The following is a 17,516-nucleotide window of genomic DNA, read 5'->3' as shown; positions in this document are numbered from 1 at the left end:
CGCTGCGGGACTGCGTGCCTTGGCAGGATTTCCTGTTCTCAGCCGCTGCCACAACGTCCGAACTAGGAATATTTTCGCACGTGAACGGTACAGTCGACAGAATAGGTGTGGCCACTCACCACACAACCAAACTAGCATCAGTAGTAATCGTCCGTGATTCCCGAGGGGCATCGTGAGCCAAAGCAGCGACGAGACGCCTACCGGCCTGATCGAGCGGCAGGCCGACACCGTGCAGGCACGCCAGACGCCGCCATCTTCGGACCGGATACCACGTCAGGACGTGCCTGCTCGGACCCAGCACACGGCCGGTCAGCCAACTCAGCGGCGGAACCACCTCCACGACTTGGTCGCCGCTATTTTGGTCTTTACTACCCAGTTCATCCCGTGGAACCTCTATTTCGGTGTTGGCATACCCGCCAGCAAAATACCGTTTTGGGCTCCTGGGGGCGGTAACCTGCTTTCTCTCGGTTCTCTCACCGTAACCCTATGTGAGCCCGTGGAGGTTGTCGGGAGCTCGGTTTAAGCTTGCCCTGGCCGCCGGCTTAGTCTATTACTCAACGTCCCCCCACCTGCTGTCAGTGCTCGGCTTCGTCGTCTTCGACGAGTTCGAAGCGATCCGATCCGGTGGCATCGTACACGTACCTAGCGGTGTCGGGACCGGGACCTGGTTGAGGGCCACCGACGCACTGTTAAGCACACAACCGGTAATCACCGACCCAGCCCTAGACGATGACGGACACCGAAGGTGGATCGAGTCCACTCAGATCATCAGCTACGCGGCGATGATCGGTGCATCGCTTAGCATCATTTTCAACACATGTTGGCGGGTGAGGTACGCGTTGCACTCAAGCGGTTCGTCTGACTTGGCCAAATAAAACATCGCGATTATTGCGACAGCAGTGGTGTAAGGCCTGGTGGCACTAGCCGTTCGTTGTCCTCGTCGCAGGCCAGCTGGATGCTTCGCGGCATCAAGGCGTCCCAACTCGCGACTACCGGGCTTCGGGATTTCCACGCTGGCGGTGGGATCTTTAATGTGGAGCCCGCCCATCGGGCGCTACGTCGACGCGTTCCACGGCATTGGGCAGAACACCTCTACGGCGGGTATCGAATACGAGGGTTATTTGGCAGGGACAGCGGCGGCTCGAACCCGAGCGCACCCTCAACACTTTTCGCACTGCACAGCTACCTCGGCGCCGCACCAGAAGACGAAAGCCCCTGGCGGATGACTACCAGAAAAAGCTTATTTGCTAATCGGGGTGTGGTGCTTGGGATCGGTGTTGATGAAGATCACCGACATCGCGGTCGCAGTGAGCTTGAATTTTCTCTTATCGCGCTACGACACCAGGACGCTGGCCGCGTTCGATTTGACCACCGTGATCCTCGCGATCTGGCTTCACGTCAACCTAGCCAACACCTCGGTCTCTGCAAGGCTGATCTCGTCACTGTGCGGACTTCTCGTCACATGAGCATTTCTCGGGTTGCCGTGAACATCGTGTTTGGAACCACGGTTCCAAACACCGCCAGGTGGCAGCGAATGTCATAATCCCGTCTACGGCAACAACTTCGGCCACCAAATCACCAGCATGGTGGTGTTATGTTGGCTAGCCCTCGGCGTCCTTGTCGCGACCGTCATCACAGGTCATATTACTGACCAACGTCTGCGACGGCAGTAACGCCGTATCCTGGAGACTACTGTGCCGGCGTCCGCTGCAGCAACAACCCGCACCCAATTCAGTCACCTCAGATCTTACGAGATTCACCAAACCAATACTCCACCACGCACCAAACACATGTCGAGGCGCCGAAAATCTACCGGCCGTCGGACGACGTGAACTAGCCTGACGCTAAGGCATGTGGCTGCTCGGTGGCATGCGAGTTCGGATTGGTGGCGCCGAAGTGTAGTTTATGTGTGCGTCCTGTTGTGGGTGGGTTGCGAGGTGGTGGGTGTCGCGGTGGTTTTGGTGGGTGAGTTGTGATTGTGATCGGTGTAGTGCCGGTCTTGGTGAGTTGACCGGCACTACACCGATCACAATCACAACTCACCCACCAAAACACACTAACGTTGATCTCGACACAACCGGCAGTACACCCACGACAGCGTCGCTAGGGCCTATGCGCCCGACTCGGCACTAAACTTCAACACCGACAGTGGCGCCCAGACCGGCAACGTCTACTTCCGCCGCTAAGTGTCCACCTCGAATCCGGCGTTAACAACCGAGCTGCTCTGTGTCACACTGGGCATGACAGTTACCCAGCAACCTCAGCCCGAACGCCACATCGGCAAACTGTTGCAACCAACCCCAGGCATCGGCAGCGGCCACCTGGTTCCTACTGACGAGCAACGTTGACGAGTTCGTCTCACCGCCCACAACGATCGCTCCGCCCGGCGCACATCGAACAGCAGAAACGACTGCGACGGGTTACAGGGCGACCCGCAATCTGCAGCGGTCAGCGCACCGCGGATTCGACCACAGCCAGCCAGTGCGCGGCCGAGCGTGATGCACGCGCCAGCAGCACCGAATTCGCACTCAGCGTATTTTCCATGGCTAGCAAATAGCGCTCGGCGCGAGCCATAGGCCAGGTGCGCAGCGGCCAACAGCGCCTTGGTAATCTACCATGCCCCGACGGCATCAACCATCCTGCGGATCGGCTAAGTCACAACATCAAGCTTTTCGACGTTGTCGATAGTCGGCATTGTGGGCAACCGCGGTCAGACGAACTACGCTACCACTAAGGCCGGGATACGCTGGATCAGCAAAATACTACAACGCGATGTCAAGCGGGTCAATTGCCGTAGCTATCAGGCTTTATCGAAAGTCAACTTACATAGTGCCAGCAGTCCGTTGACCAACATCGCATGGTCTTCAAGGATCGTGGTGCTGTTTGCCGACCAATCTGCCCAGGCTGGCTCACCGCAGTCGGCCGTCGACCAGGTGCAAGTTTGGCAATGCTGTAGCGCAGTCCCGCCTACCTCACACGCTAACCCGGGTTTTTGCAATGCCACACTGACCTCGCTCAAGGCGGTTATCGACCGGCCACAACAAACACGTCTGGGCAAACCGCCTCCGGTGGACCAGCTGGTGGTCGGGCACGGCTATGCCTGCTCACCCGGCACCCAAATCGACAATGACTGCTGCGGTGGACATGTCGATTTCGGCAGTTTCGGTGTGTCCGACCTAGTGGTAGCGAAGCTGTCCGTTGGGCTGAAACTACCTCGGTCGGGTGTGGTACGCAGAGTTTTCCGCTGCCTACGGCATCAAGCCAGACCCGCCGCCTCGCGTTCGGGGGGCAGGACCCGATGACGGTGAAAACGGCCCAGGACCAACGGCCGTCCTCGTCGTCGAGCACCTCGGTTAGCTGTGCTGGCGTCCAGACATAGGTCGAACCCCCACGACGTCGGCGTCAGCATCCAGCGATGAAGTGCACATTCACGCATCGACCATTAAACGGGCGGACTGCGCAGTGACCCGGCGAGTTAACCGGTCTTCGTCGCGACGGACACAAGGCGCAGACATACACAGTAAACACTAAAACATTATAGTAACGCGTTGTCATATAGCAGTATCTTCTCGAGATGTAGCATCACCCAGTCGTCGTCAACGCTTTACCGAACACACCCGTCGTCGAGTTCGTCGTAGATGCCTCCAGGCCATCGAACGCAACTCCCCGTCGATGTGGATGTGGCCGGATTCCTCCTCGAGGTTGGCGCATAAGTCCTGCCAAGCGTCAGAAATAACCGAAAGAATTTGCACGAAGCAACTTTCGGATAGTAAGTGCCGCAGACAAACGGTAGGCAACAGGGCATCAGAATCCACGTCATCGGCTAGCCGACCCTGTCTAGTGAGCGTGATGTTGACGTTCATGCAGATTGCGTCGATGCTGGGCAGTTCCTTGTAGTCGACTTTGACACAGATGAATCTTGCGTGCATCGCGGGATCACTTCGTCGTCCTCGAACGATTCGTGAGCCATGGTGTGAAACCAATGATGATTTTGGCGTAGCCGACGGACAACAGGATCGGCACATAAAGCGCAGCCATATCCGGTTAGTGCCCGTGGCATCTGCTGTGGCCAACGCGCCAGGTTGTCGGCATGCCGGCACAAATACGCGCTGGCCGCCAGAACCAGGGTATTTATCCGCGACAAATCAGCTGGGGTTATTGTCGGGTTCCGGTGGTGGCGCGGGTCTGTTGCGATCGGCATCGGAGGGCTCTTCACCAACATCGCCCCCCAGTTCGGTGACGTCGGCGGTGGCCTGGTCCAGCTCGGGGGGCTCAGGGTCGAATGATGTGGGGATCTTTTTAAGTTGTCGATTCATTGACCACAACAGCAACAACGTGGCGACTAACAGCAGCACGATAACCAGCAGGCCCATCGGGCTCGCCTTGCCAAAATCGGGCCCTTGGTACTGCAATTCGCCATCAGCAACCACTGTGAGAAAATTATGGCTCACCCGGCCGCCTCAATTCCAGCGAACAAATCGTGCTCTGGCAGCTGGATGGGAACCCGCGAGCGAGCCAACTCGAATTCCTCGGTCGGCCATAGCCGTTGTTGCCAGGAGATTGGCGCGACGAAAAATTCGGCTTTGGGGTCGATCTGGGTGGCGTGTGCCCGCAAAGCCTCGTCGCGCTGGTTGAAATACGTCGAACACTCGACCCGCGTCGTCACCCGGGACTCAAACGGGTCGTGCGCGGGGTCCCACTGCGCCAGCCACTTGTCGAATGGGCCGGCTTGACCATGCTTGGCAAATTCGTCGTGCAGCAGCTGCATCCGAGCCCGCAAGAAGCCGTGGTTGTAGTACAGCTTGGATACCGTCCAGGGCTTGCCAGCATCCGGAAAACGCCGATAGTCGCAGGCGGCCTCGTAGGCATCAACCGAGACCTGGTGACAGCGAATGTGGTCGGGATGCGGGTAGCCACCATTCTCATCGTAAGTGGTCAACACGTGCGGACGAAACTCGCGAACCACCCGCACCAACGCCTCGGTGCACACTTCCAGCGGCACCAACGCAAAGCAGTCGTCAGGCAGCGGGGGTGGCGGGTCACCTTTGGGTAGACCGGAATCGATGAAGCCCAGCCAAGTGTGCTCTACACCGAGGATCTCAGCTGCCTTCGCCATCTCGTCGCGGCGGATTTCGGCAATATGTCCATGCACATCAGGCAGGTCCATCGCCGGGTTAAGAATTTCGCCGCGTTCACCTCCAGTTAACGTCACCACCAGCACTCGATGGCCCTCGTCGGCGTAGCGTGCGAGAGTGGCAGCGCCCTTGCTGGACTCATCGTCGGGGTGGGCGTGTACCGCCATCAACCGCAGTTCGCTCACAGGCCCCCTTGTCCGTTCGCCGGTTGACTCCTGAGCCTATAATTCCACTGCTCGATCATGCATCCTGTTGGCCAGGGTGCGACCGCCGCCAAGCCACTCATGAACCAAGTTTTCACCCCACTTCCCAATACCCGGTACGGACGTCCCCGACTGCCCAGCAGGTCACGGCGCCGTGGCGTCATCGCGCTGGCCGTGTTAGCTGTTGCTGCCAGCACTGGCATCGCTGTCATCGGTTACCAACGGCTCGGCACCAGCGACGTGGCGGGCTCGCTGGCCAGCTACCGCATTCTCGACGACGAAACGGCGTCGGTGACGATAAGCGTGACGCGCTCTGACCCGTCACATCCAGTGGATTGCATTGTGCGGGTTCGGGCCAAAGACGGCAGCGAGACAGGTAGACGTGAAGTGCTAGTCGCGCCATCAGAGGCGACCACGGTTCAGGTGGTTACGACAGTGAAATCCGCCCAAACACCAGTTATGGCTGATGTCTATGGCTGCGGAACCGATGTACCGGGCTACCTGCGCGCAGCCTGACTGAACGACAAATGCTAACGGGCGACGTCACCAGCTGTTTTCGCGGTGGTAGCATGAGTTAGTACACGGTTCCTGTTGGGACCGTGTACTAATTGCTGCATTGGTAACCATTGAGTGAAACGTAGCAGCAGCTACACGGGGTGACCCGGATACGCCCCTGGGCAACGGGGGAATCAAATACTTAAGCGGATACGCGAAGCCGAGAACACAAGGAGCGCGACGATATGACGGATACTCAGGTGACCTGGTTGACCCAGGAATCACATGACCGACTCAAGGCCGAACTCGACCAGTTGATCGCGAATCGTCCGGTTATCGCCGCGGAAATCAACGACCGCCGCGAAGAGGGTGACCTGCGCGAGAATGGCGGATATCACGCTGCCCGCGAGGAACAGGGCCAACAGGAAGCCCGCATTCGCCAGCTGCAAGACCTACTCAACAACGCGAAGGTCGGCGAAGCACCCAAGCAGTCCGGCGTGGCGCTGCCTGGTTCGGTGGTAAAAGTTTACTACAATGACGACAAGTCCGACACCGAGACATTTCTTATAGCCACCCGCCAGGAGGGTGTTAACGAGGGCAAGCTCGAGGTGTACTCGCCAAATTCACCATTGGGAGGCGCCTTGATCGACGCCAAAGTGGGTGAGACGCGCAGCTACACCGTGCCCAACGGCAACACCGTTCAGGTCACGTTAGTTAGCGCTGAGCCGTACCACTCGTAATAATTACCGCAAGTGTGAATCCCGCGACAGCCGGTTTCGCGTCATCAGATTCACAGTCGGCGCAGTTGGTTTAGCGCCTGCTCAAGGTCGCACAACAGGTCGCCGATGTCTTCAATGCCGACCGAAAGCCGCACCAGGTCGTCGGGTACTTCCAACTGCGACCCGGTCGCCGACGCGTGCGTCATGGCACTGGGGTGCTCAATCAGCGACTCCACTCCACCCAAGGATTCAGCCAAAGTAAACACCTCGGTGCGGGCGCACAGATCCTGGGCAGCTGGTCGGCCGGCTCGCATCCGCAACGAAACCATGCCACCGAAACCGCTCATCTGCCGTGCAGCGACCTCATGTCCGGGATGGCTGGGCAAGCCCGGATACAACACAGCACTCACCGACGGGTGCTCAGCCAGGAATTCCGCTACTTTAATGGCATTTTCGTTGTGTCGCTGCATCCGCAGCACTAAAGTCTTCAAGCCACGCATTGTTAGGTACGCGTCGAATGGACTCGGCACCGCACCGGCTCCGTTCTGCAGGAAGCCGAAAGCCTGGTCCAGCTCTTCGTCGTTGGTGACTAGCACGCCGCCCACCACATCGGAGTGGCCACCAATGTACTTGGTGGTGGAGTGTAACACGACGTCTGCCCCCAGCGTCAGCGGCTGTTGCAGCGCGGGTGACGCAAAAGTGTTGTCCACCAAAACCTTTACTAAGTTCTTTTTGCCTAATTCGCCGATGTCGGTGATATCTGCGATGGACAGCAGCGGATTGGTAGGTGTTTCCACCCATATCAGCCGGGTCCGTGATGTGACCGCGGCGCGGACCGCTTCTAAATCGGACAGCGGTACCGGCGTGTAGTCGACGTTCCATTGAGTAAAGACCTTGTCTATCAACCGGAAGGTGCCGCCGTAAGCATCATCCGGTATAATTACGTGGTCCCCCGGCCGCAGCATAACCCGCAAAGCACAGTCGCTGGCAGCCATTCCGGAACTGAAGGCCCGCGCGAAAGCGCCCTCTTCGATCGTGGCCAGGGATGCCTCCAACGCGGCGCGAACGGGGTTGCCGGTACGTGCGTACCCGAATCCGTCACGCAACTCACCGGGGCTGTCTTGGGCAAACGTGCTGCTGGCATAGATCGGGACATTCACTGCCCCTGTTGCCGGATCCGGGCGATAGCCAGCATGGACGACTTTGGTAGCTAGTCCGGTAATGCCGTGGTGTTCCTGGTGATCTTCGCTCATCGACGATTAGCCTAAAGAGATGACTGCTGCGTTCAGCGGTTGGGGGGCACGCCGGCTAGCCTGCCAAGTGGCCAGCGCTGTGTCAGATCGGCAGACACACCGTCGTCATGATCTTGTCCGCCAGGGTTTGCCGTTTGGAGTCCCACAGCGGGAACAAGAACCCGATGCAACAGATGACTGCGTCGATGAAGTGCGCGAGCTGGCGCACCACCGACATACCGAAACCGATTGGCTGGCCAGTAGTCTCGCTAACCACCTTGAACTTCATTACCGTCTTGCCGATACTGGATCCGGTGGCGCCCTGGCGGTAGCCATAGTTCCAGACCAGGTAGGCCATCGTCACCAGCCAGGCGAACCAGAAAGCCAACATGCCGATTCCGGTAGGCTGAGTGGCACAGTACTGGTTGACGTTGTATTGCGCAATATCGGTGACACACGCCTCTTGCTTCGTGATCGTCTGAATCGACATGCCGGTCCCGAGCACGACCGTGGCTGGGATATTGTCGATGACATAGGCCAGCATCCGGATGACCCAGAATGTGTAGGCCCCCTTGGGCAGTGCGCGGATAGCCGGTCCAGGTGGAGGTGGCGCGTACCCGCCGGTGGACGGCGGAGGAGGCGGGTAAGAACCACCTACGGGTGGCGGAGGAGGCGGCGGGTAGGCAGCTCCCGGCCCAGACGGGGCGGGCGAAGGCTCATCCCCACCGGATGACCCAAGCGGGGACGGAGCAGGTGTCGGGTTAAACCCGCTCGGCGGCGGTTGATCGGTCATGGGCAACCTTCCACGGCGGAGGAGTTGAACTAGACCGCATCATCTTACCTGAGAAAGAGTTCGCGCAGCGAACGGGCATGGGCTTCGGCGTATCGAATAGTTGCCGTTAGTTGGTTTGTAGCCGAACTAAATTTGCGGCTCAATTATCCCGTTAACGTCGCGGCGCGCCCTCCGAGAGAAAACCCAACAGGTCGTATCGCGTTATAACCCCGATCAGTTTACCCTTTTCCACCACCATCAGCGCGTCGGAGTCGCGTAAAGCCGCGCCGGCCAGACTGACCAATTCACCGGCGCCGATTAGCCGTAGCGGCGGGCCCATGTGCTCCGAGACGGCGTCGGCCAAGCTGGCACGACCTTCAAACACGGCCGAAAGTAGTTCCCGTTCGGAGACGCTGCCGACCACTTCGCCCGCCATCACCGGCGGCTCAGCGCCGACAACCGGGATCTGGGATACCGCGTACTCACGCAGAATGCCAATGGCGTCGCGCACCGTCTCCGACGGATGGGTGTGTACCAAGTCGGGCAACGCGCCCGACTTCCGGCGCAACACATCACCCACCATGGGCTGCTCGGTAGACCCGTCCAGGCGGCTACGCAGGAACCCATACGACGACATCCAGGCGTCGTTGAAGATCTTGGACATGTAGCCACGGCCGCCGTCCGGCAGCAAGACCACGACCAGCGCATCCGGCCCGGCTTCCTCGGCCACTTGCAGAGCAGCCACGACCGCCATGCCGCACGACCCGCCGACCAGCATCGCTTCTTCGCGGGCTAACCGCCTGGTCATATTGAACGAGTCGGAGTCAGACACCGCGATGATCTGATCGGGCACCATCGGGTCGTACGCCGCCGGCCAGAAGTCCTCGCCCACCCCCTCGACCAGATATGGCCGGCCGGTACCGCCCGAATACACTGACCCTTCCGGGTCAGCACCGATGATACGTACCAATCCGCCGGACACCTCCTTGAGGTAGCGGCCCACTCCGGTGATTGTCCCGCCGGTACCAATGCCGGCGACAAAATGGGTTACCTTGCCGTCAGTGTCGGCCCAAATCTCTGGGCCAGTGGTCTCGTAATGGCTGGCCGGTCCTGCTGGGTTGGCGTACTGGTCGGGTTTCCAGGCACCGTCGATCTTGGCGACCAACCGGTCGGAAACGCTGTAGTAGCTGTCCGGGTCGTCGGGCGGCACGGCCGTCGGACACACGACTACCTCGGCGCCGTAGGCCAGCAATACATTCCGTTTGTCCTCGCTGACTTTGTCGGGACAGACAAACACACACTTATACCCGCGATGTTGGGCGACCAAAGCCAGACCAACACCGGTGTTGCCCGACGTAGGTTCCACAATGGTGCCGCCCGACCTCAGCTGACCACTAGCTTCTGCCGCATCGATCATTTTAGCCGCGATCCGGTCCTTGGAGCTGCCCCCGGAGTTGAAATATTCGACCTTTGCCGCTACGACTCCGGCACCAGCCGGTACGACGGAATTCAGGCGGACCAGTGGCGTGCCGCCGATGAGGTCACTGATGTGCTGCGCAATCCGCATGTGTTCATCGTCTCAGGCGAATTCTTGCCACCGACAACCACTCGGGCAATGGCGAGCCACCCCGATCCGTTATCCGCCTGTCTCGCGGATGTATCCGCCAATCTGGCGCAGCGAACAAACCACCTCTGGTGCCAACAGCGCGGACAGCTGAAAGTCGTGGACCTGGTCAGGCCAAACCCGTACCTCGGCCGACAAACCAACCGCTTCCAGTCGGTTGGCGGCCGATTGTGCAATATACAACACCTCAAATCCAGAAACGTGAATCTAATGTCTACGGCAGGCCGGGTCTGATGTGTTCCAGGGTCTCAATCAATCTAGATCTCTTCTGGCTTGCTGTCGATTTTGCGCTGCGCAGCAACCCTAGCAACCAATACTACAGGTGCGTTAATGACCTTGCCGGGAACTCTTAATGTTGGTAAGCCCCCTGTTTGCAAGTCCTTTGCTATCTGCAACAGTGGCGAGATAGCCACAAACGCTGCTAGCTACTCGCCTTCCTCCTACAACCGCTGCGCAAGAGCGAAGCGGCAAGATATCCACCGGTGGAATCCCCAGCCAGAACAATCTTCCCGCCGTTGTATCTGCGCAACCGCAACCACCGGTAAGCGTCGCCGTAACAGGCCGTAACAGTCCTCGAGAACCATCTCGATCGAGTGCTTATGTAGTAGCCGATAGTTGACCACAAAAACCGCCAAGTCAGCAGAGTTTGGCAACGTCTCGACGAGCTTGCCATGTGAGGTTTGCTCCACCAGCCAAGAACGCATCGCCGTGCGAGTAGATAATAACCCGCCGTGTGCCGTCCACGGTTAGTCCTCCAGACGCTCGCACCAACTGAGCTGACGTATTGGGTAAACTCACCTGTACCCGAATGGTTCACGGACCTAGGGAATAGAAGCGCTGGAAGTTACATCGATTAGGCCCCACGGGCACGGCACGCTAGTAATGTAGCTGCCGACCGCCAAAGTTAGCCGGATCTTCAGTAGCGACACCGGCGTGGCAACTTGAGCAGCGACGCCGGGGCTGAAGAAGAACCGTCGCTGACCGCGAATCTATAGGCCTGAACTTTACTTGCCTGGACTACCTCTCATACTGGCGGATGGCATGGCCAGGTGAGCTGGATACCTTGCTAGGTGCGGTCATGTCGGCACTTCACTAGGCCTTTGCAGTTATGTGACGAGGCGGCCTAAGCGTCTAGTTCAAACTACTCCTCGAGTCGTTCAGCCAACCTCTCTACTTAGCTTGCCAGCCATTTCTGAGCAAAACGTTTTAAGAGTTTGATTTGATACTACAATTGATCCACATTGTAATCGCGTTATTCTCAGTCGATCACACAAATATCATCATGGCCTTCTTAAAACTAGTGGGGTGGCCGTATAGAGCGCCGCGGCGGTCGATAGATCGCTTGGGCCACAGTAGGTACACTCGCCTGCGACAGGTACGGCTCATCTGGGCGCACGTAATCTGTTGGTTGGCCAAACGACACACACGCGCACCGTCATCCCCCAAAGCCTAGGACGTCCCGCCACGTACTCCGGTTGACGAGCCCGTGCTGCGATGGTGGCGCTACGTGCCTGTTAACCTGTATTTGATTGATTTGTGGTGACTTCACCCACGGCAACCGTGTACGGCTGTAGCAGCGCTGATGAAGCGCCGGGCGTGCTAATCGCACGCGGACTGGCAGAGCAAGACCGGTAAGCACATCCGGCTGAGCACCAAAACCATAGTCGGCACCACCTCAAAAGATGTGGGTAACCAAGTCGATGTGTATGTTGATAACTGGGCTACCACCAAACGCAGCGGTGATGATGATCTGCGCCGAGGGTAATCGGCATCAGCTAGTAGGCGCGGAAGCTGGGCTTGGCAATGCACAGATTGCATGCCGGGGGTGCGGGTGGTGGTCGTTGGGGCCTGTCCGGATCTGGGGGGTCATCTCTCCGCAATTCCGCAGCTACTCCGATGGCTAACAAGCACTCCCGGGCTGGCTGCGGCTGTCCGGACAGCCGGTAGTCGACCACCCCTCTGTGATCCCCACCCTAATAGGGGGATTCACTATACTGGAAGCTGTCATCGTTACAACCATCTGCTCCTCGATAAGCCGCGCTATGAAAGGGTTGCTGGCTCGTATTCAAGCCAACTACCTGGCTTTTCACGCCGCCATCAAAAAATGGCCGCCCGCTGAACCCACACGAAACCGACGACCTCAATCTTGGACGTGGCTTGCCAAGCGGTGAGTTCGACTTTGATAAATATAGCACCACCGTGGTGGCCATCGAACTCGGTTATGACTTCCTACCCGACTACTACGTCAACCGGTATTGTTCGTCGTCACTGTGGACCACCAGGATAGCTTTTCACGCGATCAAGGCCGGTGAAGGTAACGCGTTCATCGACTTGTGCATTCCGACTGCGTTAACTTGCCGTTAATCTTAGTGTAGCCCTGGATCGGGTCGACACCACCACCACCTCTTTCTATGAAGGCTGGCAAAAGTTGTCACCAAAAGTGGATAAAGACGTATCAGCTGTTGGCACTGGGGTCGCTCACCGCGTCAATCAGCTACCGCGCCACCCTAGAGATTGGGGCGCCGCAGGTGATGGGAACAGTGACACACGCGTAGCAAAATAATTCTGCTTCTACAACGAGCAGGCATGTCGATACTCGACATCGATCTGGTCGATAACAACAATGCCTTCGTACTGAATATGCTCAGCTTAGCACGCTAGCTGGGCATCGACGGAAGACGAACTGAACGTTTTGGGCGGAGCGATCGTGCTAGGGCCACCCGTTTGGCGTAACCGGTACACGTGTCGTTGCCACGCTGCTGAGCAGCCTCACCAACTATGACAAGAAGCAAGATGCTTGGTCTGGAAACCATGTGCGTCAGCGCCGGGCCTGGCATGGTAATCGAACTGCTCAATTAGGGCCGTCCGCGGCGTTATACTACAAGAGCCGGCATACCAGGTAGCGTGCCGGCTTCTTGTCGTATATTGAGTTTTAGTCGTTCTGTAGATAACTGAGCAGACGCAGGATCTCGATGTACAGCCAGACCAGCGTTACTGTCAATCCCAGAGCAATACCCCATGCCGCCTTCTCCGGCGCTCCCGAGCGGATCATCTGGTCGGCCGCATCGAAGTCAAGCAGGAAGCCAAATGCCGCGATGCCGATACACGCCAGTGAGAAGAGGATCGCTACCGGTCCACCGCTGCGCAAGCCTAGACCTGTTCCTCCACCCACACCAAACAGAGCTAGCACAAAATTGCCTAGCATCAAGGCGAGCACACCGAACATTCCTGCTACCAGCATTCGGGTGAATTTAGGGGTGACCCGGATGGCACCGGTCTTGTAGACGACTAGCATGCCAAAGAACACCCCGAAGGTGCCTAGAACGGCCTCCCCGATCAACACGCCAGCGTTGACGGTCGACACCTGGAAGTTGGCGAAGAGGAACGAAACCGCGCCGAGGAACAAACCCTCAAGTACGGCGTAACTTAACACGATTGCCGGGCTGTTCTGTTTGTGCCCAAAGGTAGCGACCAGTACCAGTGCCAAGCCGCCAAAAACGCCGACCAGGGTGAGCGGAGTGGCTAGTGCGAAATTCGATGCCACCAGGAAGAAGGAGACAACGGCCGAGGCCACCAACACCGCCAGCGTCAAGCCGGTCTTGGTAACGACATCGTCGATGGTCAGTGGCCGCGAGACCTGATACGCACGAGTCTCCTGGTAGGGACCCGCAGCGTATGTATCGGCTTCATAGTACCCCTGCTGCATCGGGGCCGCACCAGTACCGAACTGCGCGTATCCGCCCCTCTGCCTAGGCAGCGAACGAAATACCGGGTTACTTGTCTCGCGCACCGTTAGTTCCTCTCTTGTGGCTGTGGCTTTACGAGCAATGCGAACAGTTGCATCAACGATCAAGCACCCAATCCGAGTTCCCCATCGAGCTGCACTTTAAAAATCTTCGATATTGCCGGGCTCGTATGTTCTCGCATGTTTGTTGTCGGGATAAACACAACCTTACCCGCAAACGCCATCGAGCTAGCCACGGTCTAGAGTGCTGACCAATCCGTTGGGCGGCATGTTCGGGTCGTAATTCTCCAATTGATGTGGGAGGCTAGGGTGTGGCTAGCGAATCAGATGAGGTCCTGACTCGCGTTGAGGCCGGCATCGGCCTTATAACACTTAACCGCCCTAAGGCGATCAACTCGCTGAATCAGCAGATGGTGGACGCGCTCACCGCCATACTCGCCCGCTGGGAAGACGACGACGCGGTGCGGGCAGTGGTGCTATCCGGAGCCGGGGAACGCGGGCTATGTGCCGGTGGCGATGTGGTGGCGATCTATCACAGTGCTCGCAAGGATGGGGTTGAGGCACGACGGTTTTGGCGTAGTGAATATCTGCTCAACAGCCAAATCGCTGGGTTCGCCAAACCGTACGTGTCGTTGATGGACGGTATCGTGATGGGTGGTGGTGTAGGCATCAGTGCACACGCAAACACCCGAGTGGTAACCGATACCTCGAAAGTGGCAATGCCCGAAGTCGGCATCGGGTTTAGCCCAGACGTCGGCGGGACATATCTGTTGTCCCGAGCGCCCGGTGCGCTGGGTCTGCATGTCGCGCTAACCGGAGCACCGTTCTCGGGTGCCGACGCTATCGAGCTGGGCTTCGCTGACCACTATATGCCTCACAGCGACCTTGACGCATTCGTCCGAGCAGTCGTTACCGATGACGTTAACAGCGCACTCGCTCGCTACGCTATAGAACCGCCACCAAGCTACCTTGCCGCACAGCGTGACTGGATCGACGAGTGCTATGTTGGCGAAACCGTCGAGGACATCATTGCCGCGTTGCGTGGACATGATGCGGTACCTGCTGAAGGCGCCATCAACCTGATCGCCAGCCGCTCCCCCGTCGCATTGTCAGTCACACTGGAGGCGGTGCGTCGAGCAACCAAACTGAAAACACTGAAAGATGTTCTAAAGCAAGACTATCGGGTGTCGTCGGCGTCACTACACTCACACGACCTGGTGGAAGGCATCCGCGCGCAGCTGGTTCACAAGGATCGCAATCCACAATGGGCGCCGGCGACGCTGGCCGAAGTCACCGCAGCCGATATCTACAGATATTTCGAACCGGTTGACGATGACTTGAGTTTCAAGTGTCTAGAAAGGCAATTTGGTGACGAAGTAACATGAAGTACGACACAATCCTCGTCGACCGCGACCAACGAATTGGCATCATTACACTGAACCGGCCGCAAGCTCTGAACGCACTCAATAGCCAGATGATGAACGAAGTCACCAATGCGGCAAAAGAATTAGACAACGATCCAAATGTTGGCGCGATCCTAGTTACTGGCTCGCCCAAGGCGTTCGCCGCCGGCGCCGACATCAAAGAGATGGCCAGTCTGACGTTCATCGACGCATTCGACGCTGATTTTTTCGCCTCCTGGGGCAAGCTGGCCACCGTGCGTACCCCGATGATCGCTGCGGTGGCCGGATATGCGCTCGGTGGTGGCTGCGAGTTGGCGATGATGTGCGATCTGCTGATTGCCGCCGACACAGCGAAATTCGGTCAGCCAGAGATTAAACTCGGCGTGCTGCCTGGCATGGGAGGCTCGCAGCGCCTAACCCGAGCAATCGGCAAGGCCAAAGCAATGGACCTGATCCTGACCGGCCGCACCATCGACGCGGCCGAAGCTGAACGCAGCGGTCTGGTTTCGCGGGTAGTGCTGGCCGACGATTTGCTGCCCGAGGCCAAGGCAGTTGCCACCACCATTTCGCAGATGTCGCGGTCGGCTACTCGGATGGCGAAAGAAGCAGTCAATCGGGCCTTCGAATCCACTCTGTCTGAAGGATTGCTCTACGAACGCCGGCTTTTCCATTCGACCTTCGTTACTGACGACCAGTCCGAAGGCATGGCGGCATTCATCGAGAAACGCGCTCCCGAGTTCACCCACCGATGAGCGAAGCGACTTCTGCGGCGACCGCCGCTGACGACGAAGCGGGCCGACAGCGAATCAGCCATGGACACTGCGGAGTCGGCCAACGATAACGCACCGACTGAACGCACTCAAACCAAAACGCTGGCGGTGTGGCCAAGTTGCTGGTGGGCCCGCCACTACGCTAGTCACTGACAACGTGGTTGACTTGATTTTCATCCAATTGAAACATGGTGTCGTCGCTTGTTGCCGCGCGGTCTACTGTTCCATAAGGTAGGTCAGCGGTGGCTCCTGAACGATAGGCTACGGCTTTGGTGTCTTTGCCGTCTGACTGGTCCGCTCAATGCACGCTCAGGACTCCAGTCCTCCGCGCCGTGCTGGTCCTAGCTGGCGTTCATCGGAACCGGTCCGGCAGGTTTGGTCGTCATGGTAATTTGGTTCCGCTTCTGGCAAGACTAGGTCCGTGACCTGATGGGTATGAAACGCCTGGAACGGTACGACTACACGCTGGCCGCAGGGCAGTCAAGGCCGAATTTTCGTAGAGGCCAGACCCAACCGTCGATCAACTCGTGGTGTTCAACGCAACCTCCAACCATCGAGCCCATCCAAGCCTACGCAGGACCGGACTCCGGGGGACGACACCTCGGCGACCGCAAAGTTGGCGACGCGCGAGCTGCATCGGACCAGAAAATTGCAGCGCGCTGTCGCCGCGGCACTCGGAACTGTGTAATCAACGAGGCCGAAGCTGAGCTCCTGGAGTACATGTACAACAGCAACACCGCGATCGTGAACATGCAGTGTTCATTTTTGCCCAGTTGCCGGTGGCTACCTGGGTGGACAAGAAGGATACCTGACGCACCGGCCAGAGACTCTTTGAAGCGGTTGACAAGTTGATCCGGCAAATGCTGGAAGCGCAACGGCCCAAGCTGGTTGTGTTCGCAGAAAGTTGGGATTGTTCAGTGACGAAACGCCGTTCATGAGCCTCAAACAACGTCATTGCCCACATCGAGGGTGCATTGTGCAACTGACCTACGTTCAACAAGACCTTCTAGACCCAACTGGCCAGGACTCGCTAGCGTAGTTTACCGTAAGGGTTGCCCATCTACGCCGACTGTCATAATGTCCGGTTCGTTGCCCACCCAAGCAATCTGGGGCGCCCGAATACTCCGTGGGTGAGACCGAAGATGGTGTACCTGCAGCACGCCTCCTACCTGATCGCTTGGTAGACTCCTCGGACTTCCTTTTCTCCAGACCGGACTGAATTGCAAGAAAAGCGGGGCTACGACGTGCTGCCCCAGATGCAATAGATCTTGGGGATAACTTTCCTGCCAGTCTCTGCCGACATAACGGTCGCTGTCGATGTTCCCGACAGACGTTATTATGTCGCCGACCGCTGTGCCAATGAGGGTTTGTGCGTCATGGGACTGCGGTTCGGAGACGCGTTCAAGGTGATCGGAGAT

Annotated in this window: 20 protein-coding genes and 1 pseudogene; 11 read left to right on the top strand and 10 right to left on the bottom strand. The window is 58.1% G+C overall.

All coding sequences use genetic code 11. The features are described from left to right. Positions 1–172: 172 nt before the first annotated feature. From MLPF_RS02125 to MLPF_RS02110, 4 genes are all read left to right on the top strand, one after another. Complete coding sequence (locus MLPF_RS02125) at positions 173–523, top strand: hypothetical protein (protein ID WP_050038858.1); 351 nt, start codon at positions 173–175, stop codon at positions 521–523. Then, positions 489–875, top strand: a complete 387-nt coding sequence (locus MLPF_RS02120) for a DUF7937 domain-containing protein (protein ID WP_156146931.1) — start codon at positions 489–491, stop codon at positions 873–875. The genes MLPF_RS02125 and MLPF_RS02120 overlap by 35 nt, the downstream gene beginning before the upstream one ends. A gap of 156 nt (positions 876–1,031) precedes the next feature. Then, entirely contained in the window at positions 1,032–1,226 is a 195-nt protein-coding gene (locus MLPF_RS02115; protein ID WP_156146930.1) for a hypothetical protein, read from the top strand. A gap of 30 nt (positions 1,227–1,256) precedes the next feature. Continuing rightward, the gene (locus tag MLPF_RS02110) at positions 1,257–1,466 is read left to right on the top strand and encodes a DUF7937 domain-containing protein (RefSeq protein WP_050038856.1); all 210 of its coding nucleotides are present in this window, start codon (positions 1,257–1,259) and stop codon (positions 1,464–1,466) included. Positions 1,467–2,207: 741 nt separating this feature from the next. Here the strand turns inward: MLPF_RS02110 and MLPF_RS02105 are convergent. Next, positions 2,208–2,369: a hypothetical protein gene (locus MLPF_RS02105; protein WP_237817233.1), complete on the bottom strand. Its 162-nt coding sequence runs from the start codon at positions 2,367–2,369 to the stop codon at positions 2,208–2,210. Positions 2,370–2,448: 79 nt separating this feature from the next. Continuing rightward, positions 2,449–2,574: a hypothetical protein gene (locus MLPF_RS15445; protein ID WP_282435823.1), complete on the bottom strand. Its 126-nt coding sequence runs from the start codon at positions 2,572–2,574 to the stop codon at positions 2,449–2,451. 107 nt (positions 2,575–2,681) lie between these two features. Between MLPF_RS15445 and MLPF_RS16850 the strand changes: the two are divergent. Continuing rightward, a pseudogene (locus tag MLPF_RS16850) lies at positions 2,682–2,765 on the top strand (hypothetical protein); the annotation flags it as partial. 831 nt (positions 2,766–3,596) lie between these two features. Here the strand turns inward: MLPF_RS16850 and MLPF_RS15440 are convergent. The 3 genes from MLPF_RS15440 to mca form a co-directional block, all read right to left on the bottom strand. Beyond that, positions 3,597–3,929 (bottom strand): DUF255 domain-containing protein, encoded by a 333-nt coding sequence (locus MLPF_RS15440; RefSeq protein WP_050039344.1) that lies wholly within the window; start codon positions 3,927–3,929, stop codon positions 3,597–3,599. A gap of 216 nt (positions 3,930–4,145) precedes the next feature. Then, positions 4,146–4,451 (bottom strand): hypothetical protein, encoded by a 306-nt coding sequence (locus tag MLPF_RS02090; protein WP_045843792.1) that lies wholly within the window; start codon positions 4,449–4,451, stop codon positions 4,146–4,148. Continuing rightward, on the bottom strand, positions 4,448–5,320 hold the full coding sequence (mca, locus tag MLPF_RS02085) for a mycothiol conjugate amidase Mca (RefSeq protein WP_045843793.1): 873 nt from the start codon (positions 5,318–5,320) through the stop codon (positions 4,448–4,450). The genes MLPF_RS02090 and mca overlap by 4 nt, the downstream gene beginning before the upstream one ends. A gap of 99 nt (positions 5,321–5,419) precedes the next feature. Between mca and MLPF_RS02080 the strand changes: the two genes are divergently transcribed. Further along, positions 5,420–5,854, top strand: a complete 435-nt coding sequence (locus MLPF_RS02080; protein WP_045843802.1) for a DUF4307 domain-containing protein — start codon at positions 5,420–5,422, stop codon at positions 5,852–5,854. A gap of 224 nt (positions 5,855–6,078) precedes the next feature. After that, a complete protein-coding gene (gene greA / locus MLPF_RS02075; protein ID WP_045843794.1) occupies positions 6,079–6,573 on the top strand; it encodes a transcription elongation factor GreA in 495 nt (164 codons plus the stop codon). Positions 6,574–6,623: 50 nt separating this feature from the next. Here the strand turns inward: greA and MLPF_RS02070 are convergent, their stop codons facing one another. The 4 genes from MLPF_RS02070 to MLPF_RS15435 form a co-directional block, all read right to left on the bottom strand. Continuing rightward, positions 6,624–7,805, bottom strand: a complete 1,182-nt coding sequence (locus MLPF_RS02070) for a cystathionine gamma-synthase (protein ID WP_045843795.1) — start codon at positions 7,803–7,805, stop codon at positions 6,624–6,626. Between the two features lie 82 nt (positions 7,806–7,887). Then, positions 7,888–8,577: an RDD family protein gene (locus MLPF_RS02065; protein WP_045843796.1), complete on the bottom strand. Its 690-nt coding sequence runs from the start codon at positions 8,575–8,577 to the stop codon at positions 7,888–7,890. 151 nt (positions 8,578–8,728) lie between these two features. Further along, positions 8,729–10,123 carry a cystathionine beta-synthase gene (locus MLPF_RS02060; RefSeq protein WP_045843797.1) on the bottom strand — a complete coding sequence of 465 codons (1,395 nt, stop codon included), beginning with the start codon at positions 10,121–10,123 and terminating at the stop codon, positions 8,729–8,731. Between the two features lie 69 nt (positions 10,124–10,192). Beyond that, positions 10,193–10,366: an alpha/beta hydrolase family protein gene (locus MLPF_RS15435; protein WP_236685208.1), complete on the bottom strand. Its 174-nt coding sequence runs from the start codon at positions 10,364–10,366 to the stop codon at positions 10,193–10,195. A 1,971-nt stretch (positions 10,367–12,337) separates the two neighbouring features. Here MLPF_RS15435 and MLPF_RS02050 point away from each other — a divergent pair. Further along, positions 12,338–12,544, top strand: a complete 207-nt coding sequence (locus MLPF_RS02050) for a hypothetical protein (RefSeq protein WP_045843798.1) — start codon at positions 12,338–12,340, stop codon at positions 12,542–12,544. 568 nt (positions 12,545–13,112) lie between these two features. Here MLPF_RS02050 and MLPF_RS02040 read toward each other — a convergent pair. Then, on the bottom strand, positions 13,113–13,970 hold the full coding sequence (locus tag MLPF_RS02040) for a Bax inhibitor-1/YccA family protein (protein WP_045843799.1): 858 nt from the start codon (positions 13,968–13,970) through the stop codon (positions 13,113–13,115). Between the two features lie 266 nt (positions 13,971–14,236). On the opposite strand from MLPF_RS02040, the gene MLPF_RS02035 reads away from it, so the two are divergent. The 3 genes from MLPF_RS02035 (at position 14,237) to MLPF_RS16845 (ending at position 17,282) form a co-directional block, all read left to right on the top strand. Next, on the top strand, positions 14,237–15,310 hold the full coding sequence (locus MLPF_RS02035) for an enoyl-CoA hydratase/isomerase family protein (protein WP_045843800.1): 1,074 nt from the start codon (positions 14,237–14,239) through the stop codon (positions 15,308–15,310). Beyond that, positions 15,307–16,080 carry an enoyl-CoA hydratase gene (locus tag MLPF_RS02030; RefSeq protein WP_045843801.1) on the top strand — a complete coding sequence of 258 codons (774 nt, stop codon included), beginning with the start codon at positions 15,307–15,309 and terminating at the stop codon, positions 16,078–16,080. Before MLPF_RS02035 ends, MLPF_RS02030 begins: the two co-directional genes overlap by 4 nt. Before the next feature lie 1,070 nt (positions 16,081–17,150). Then, positions 17,151–17,282: an alpha/beta-hydrolase family protein gene (locus MLPF_RS16845; RefSeq protein ID WP_156147283.1), complete on the top strand. Its 132-nt coding sequence runs from the start codon at positions 17,151–17,153 to the stop codon at positions 17,280–17,282. Positions 17,283–17,516 lie beyond the last annotated feature (234 nt).

Origin of the sequence: Mycobacterium lepromatosis, assembly GCF_000975265.2 — a bacterium.
In the GTDB taxonomy this organism is placed as follows: Bacteria; Actinomycetota; Actinomycetes; order Mycobacteriales; family Mycobacteriaceae; genus Mycobacterium; species Mycobacterium lepromatosis.
The sequence above is the reverse complement of the archived record's forward strand: the minus strand, read 5'-3'. Positions and strand labels throughout refer to the sequence as shown.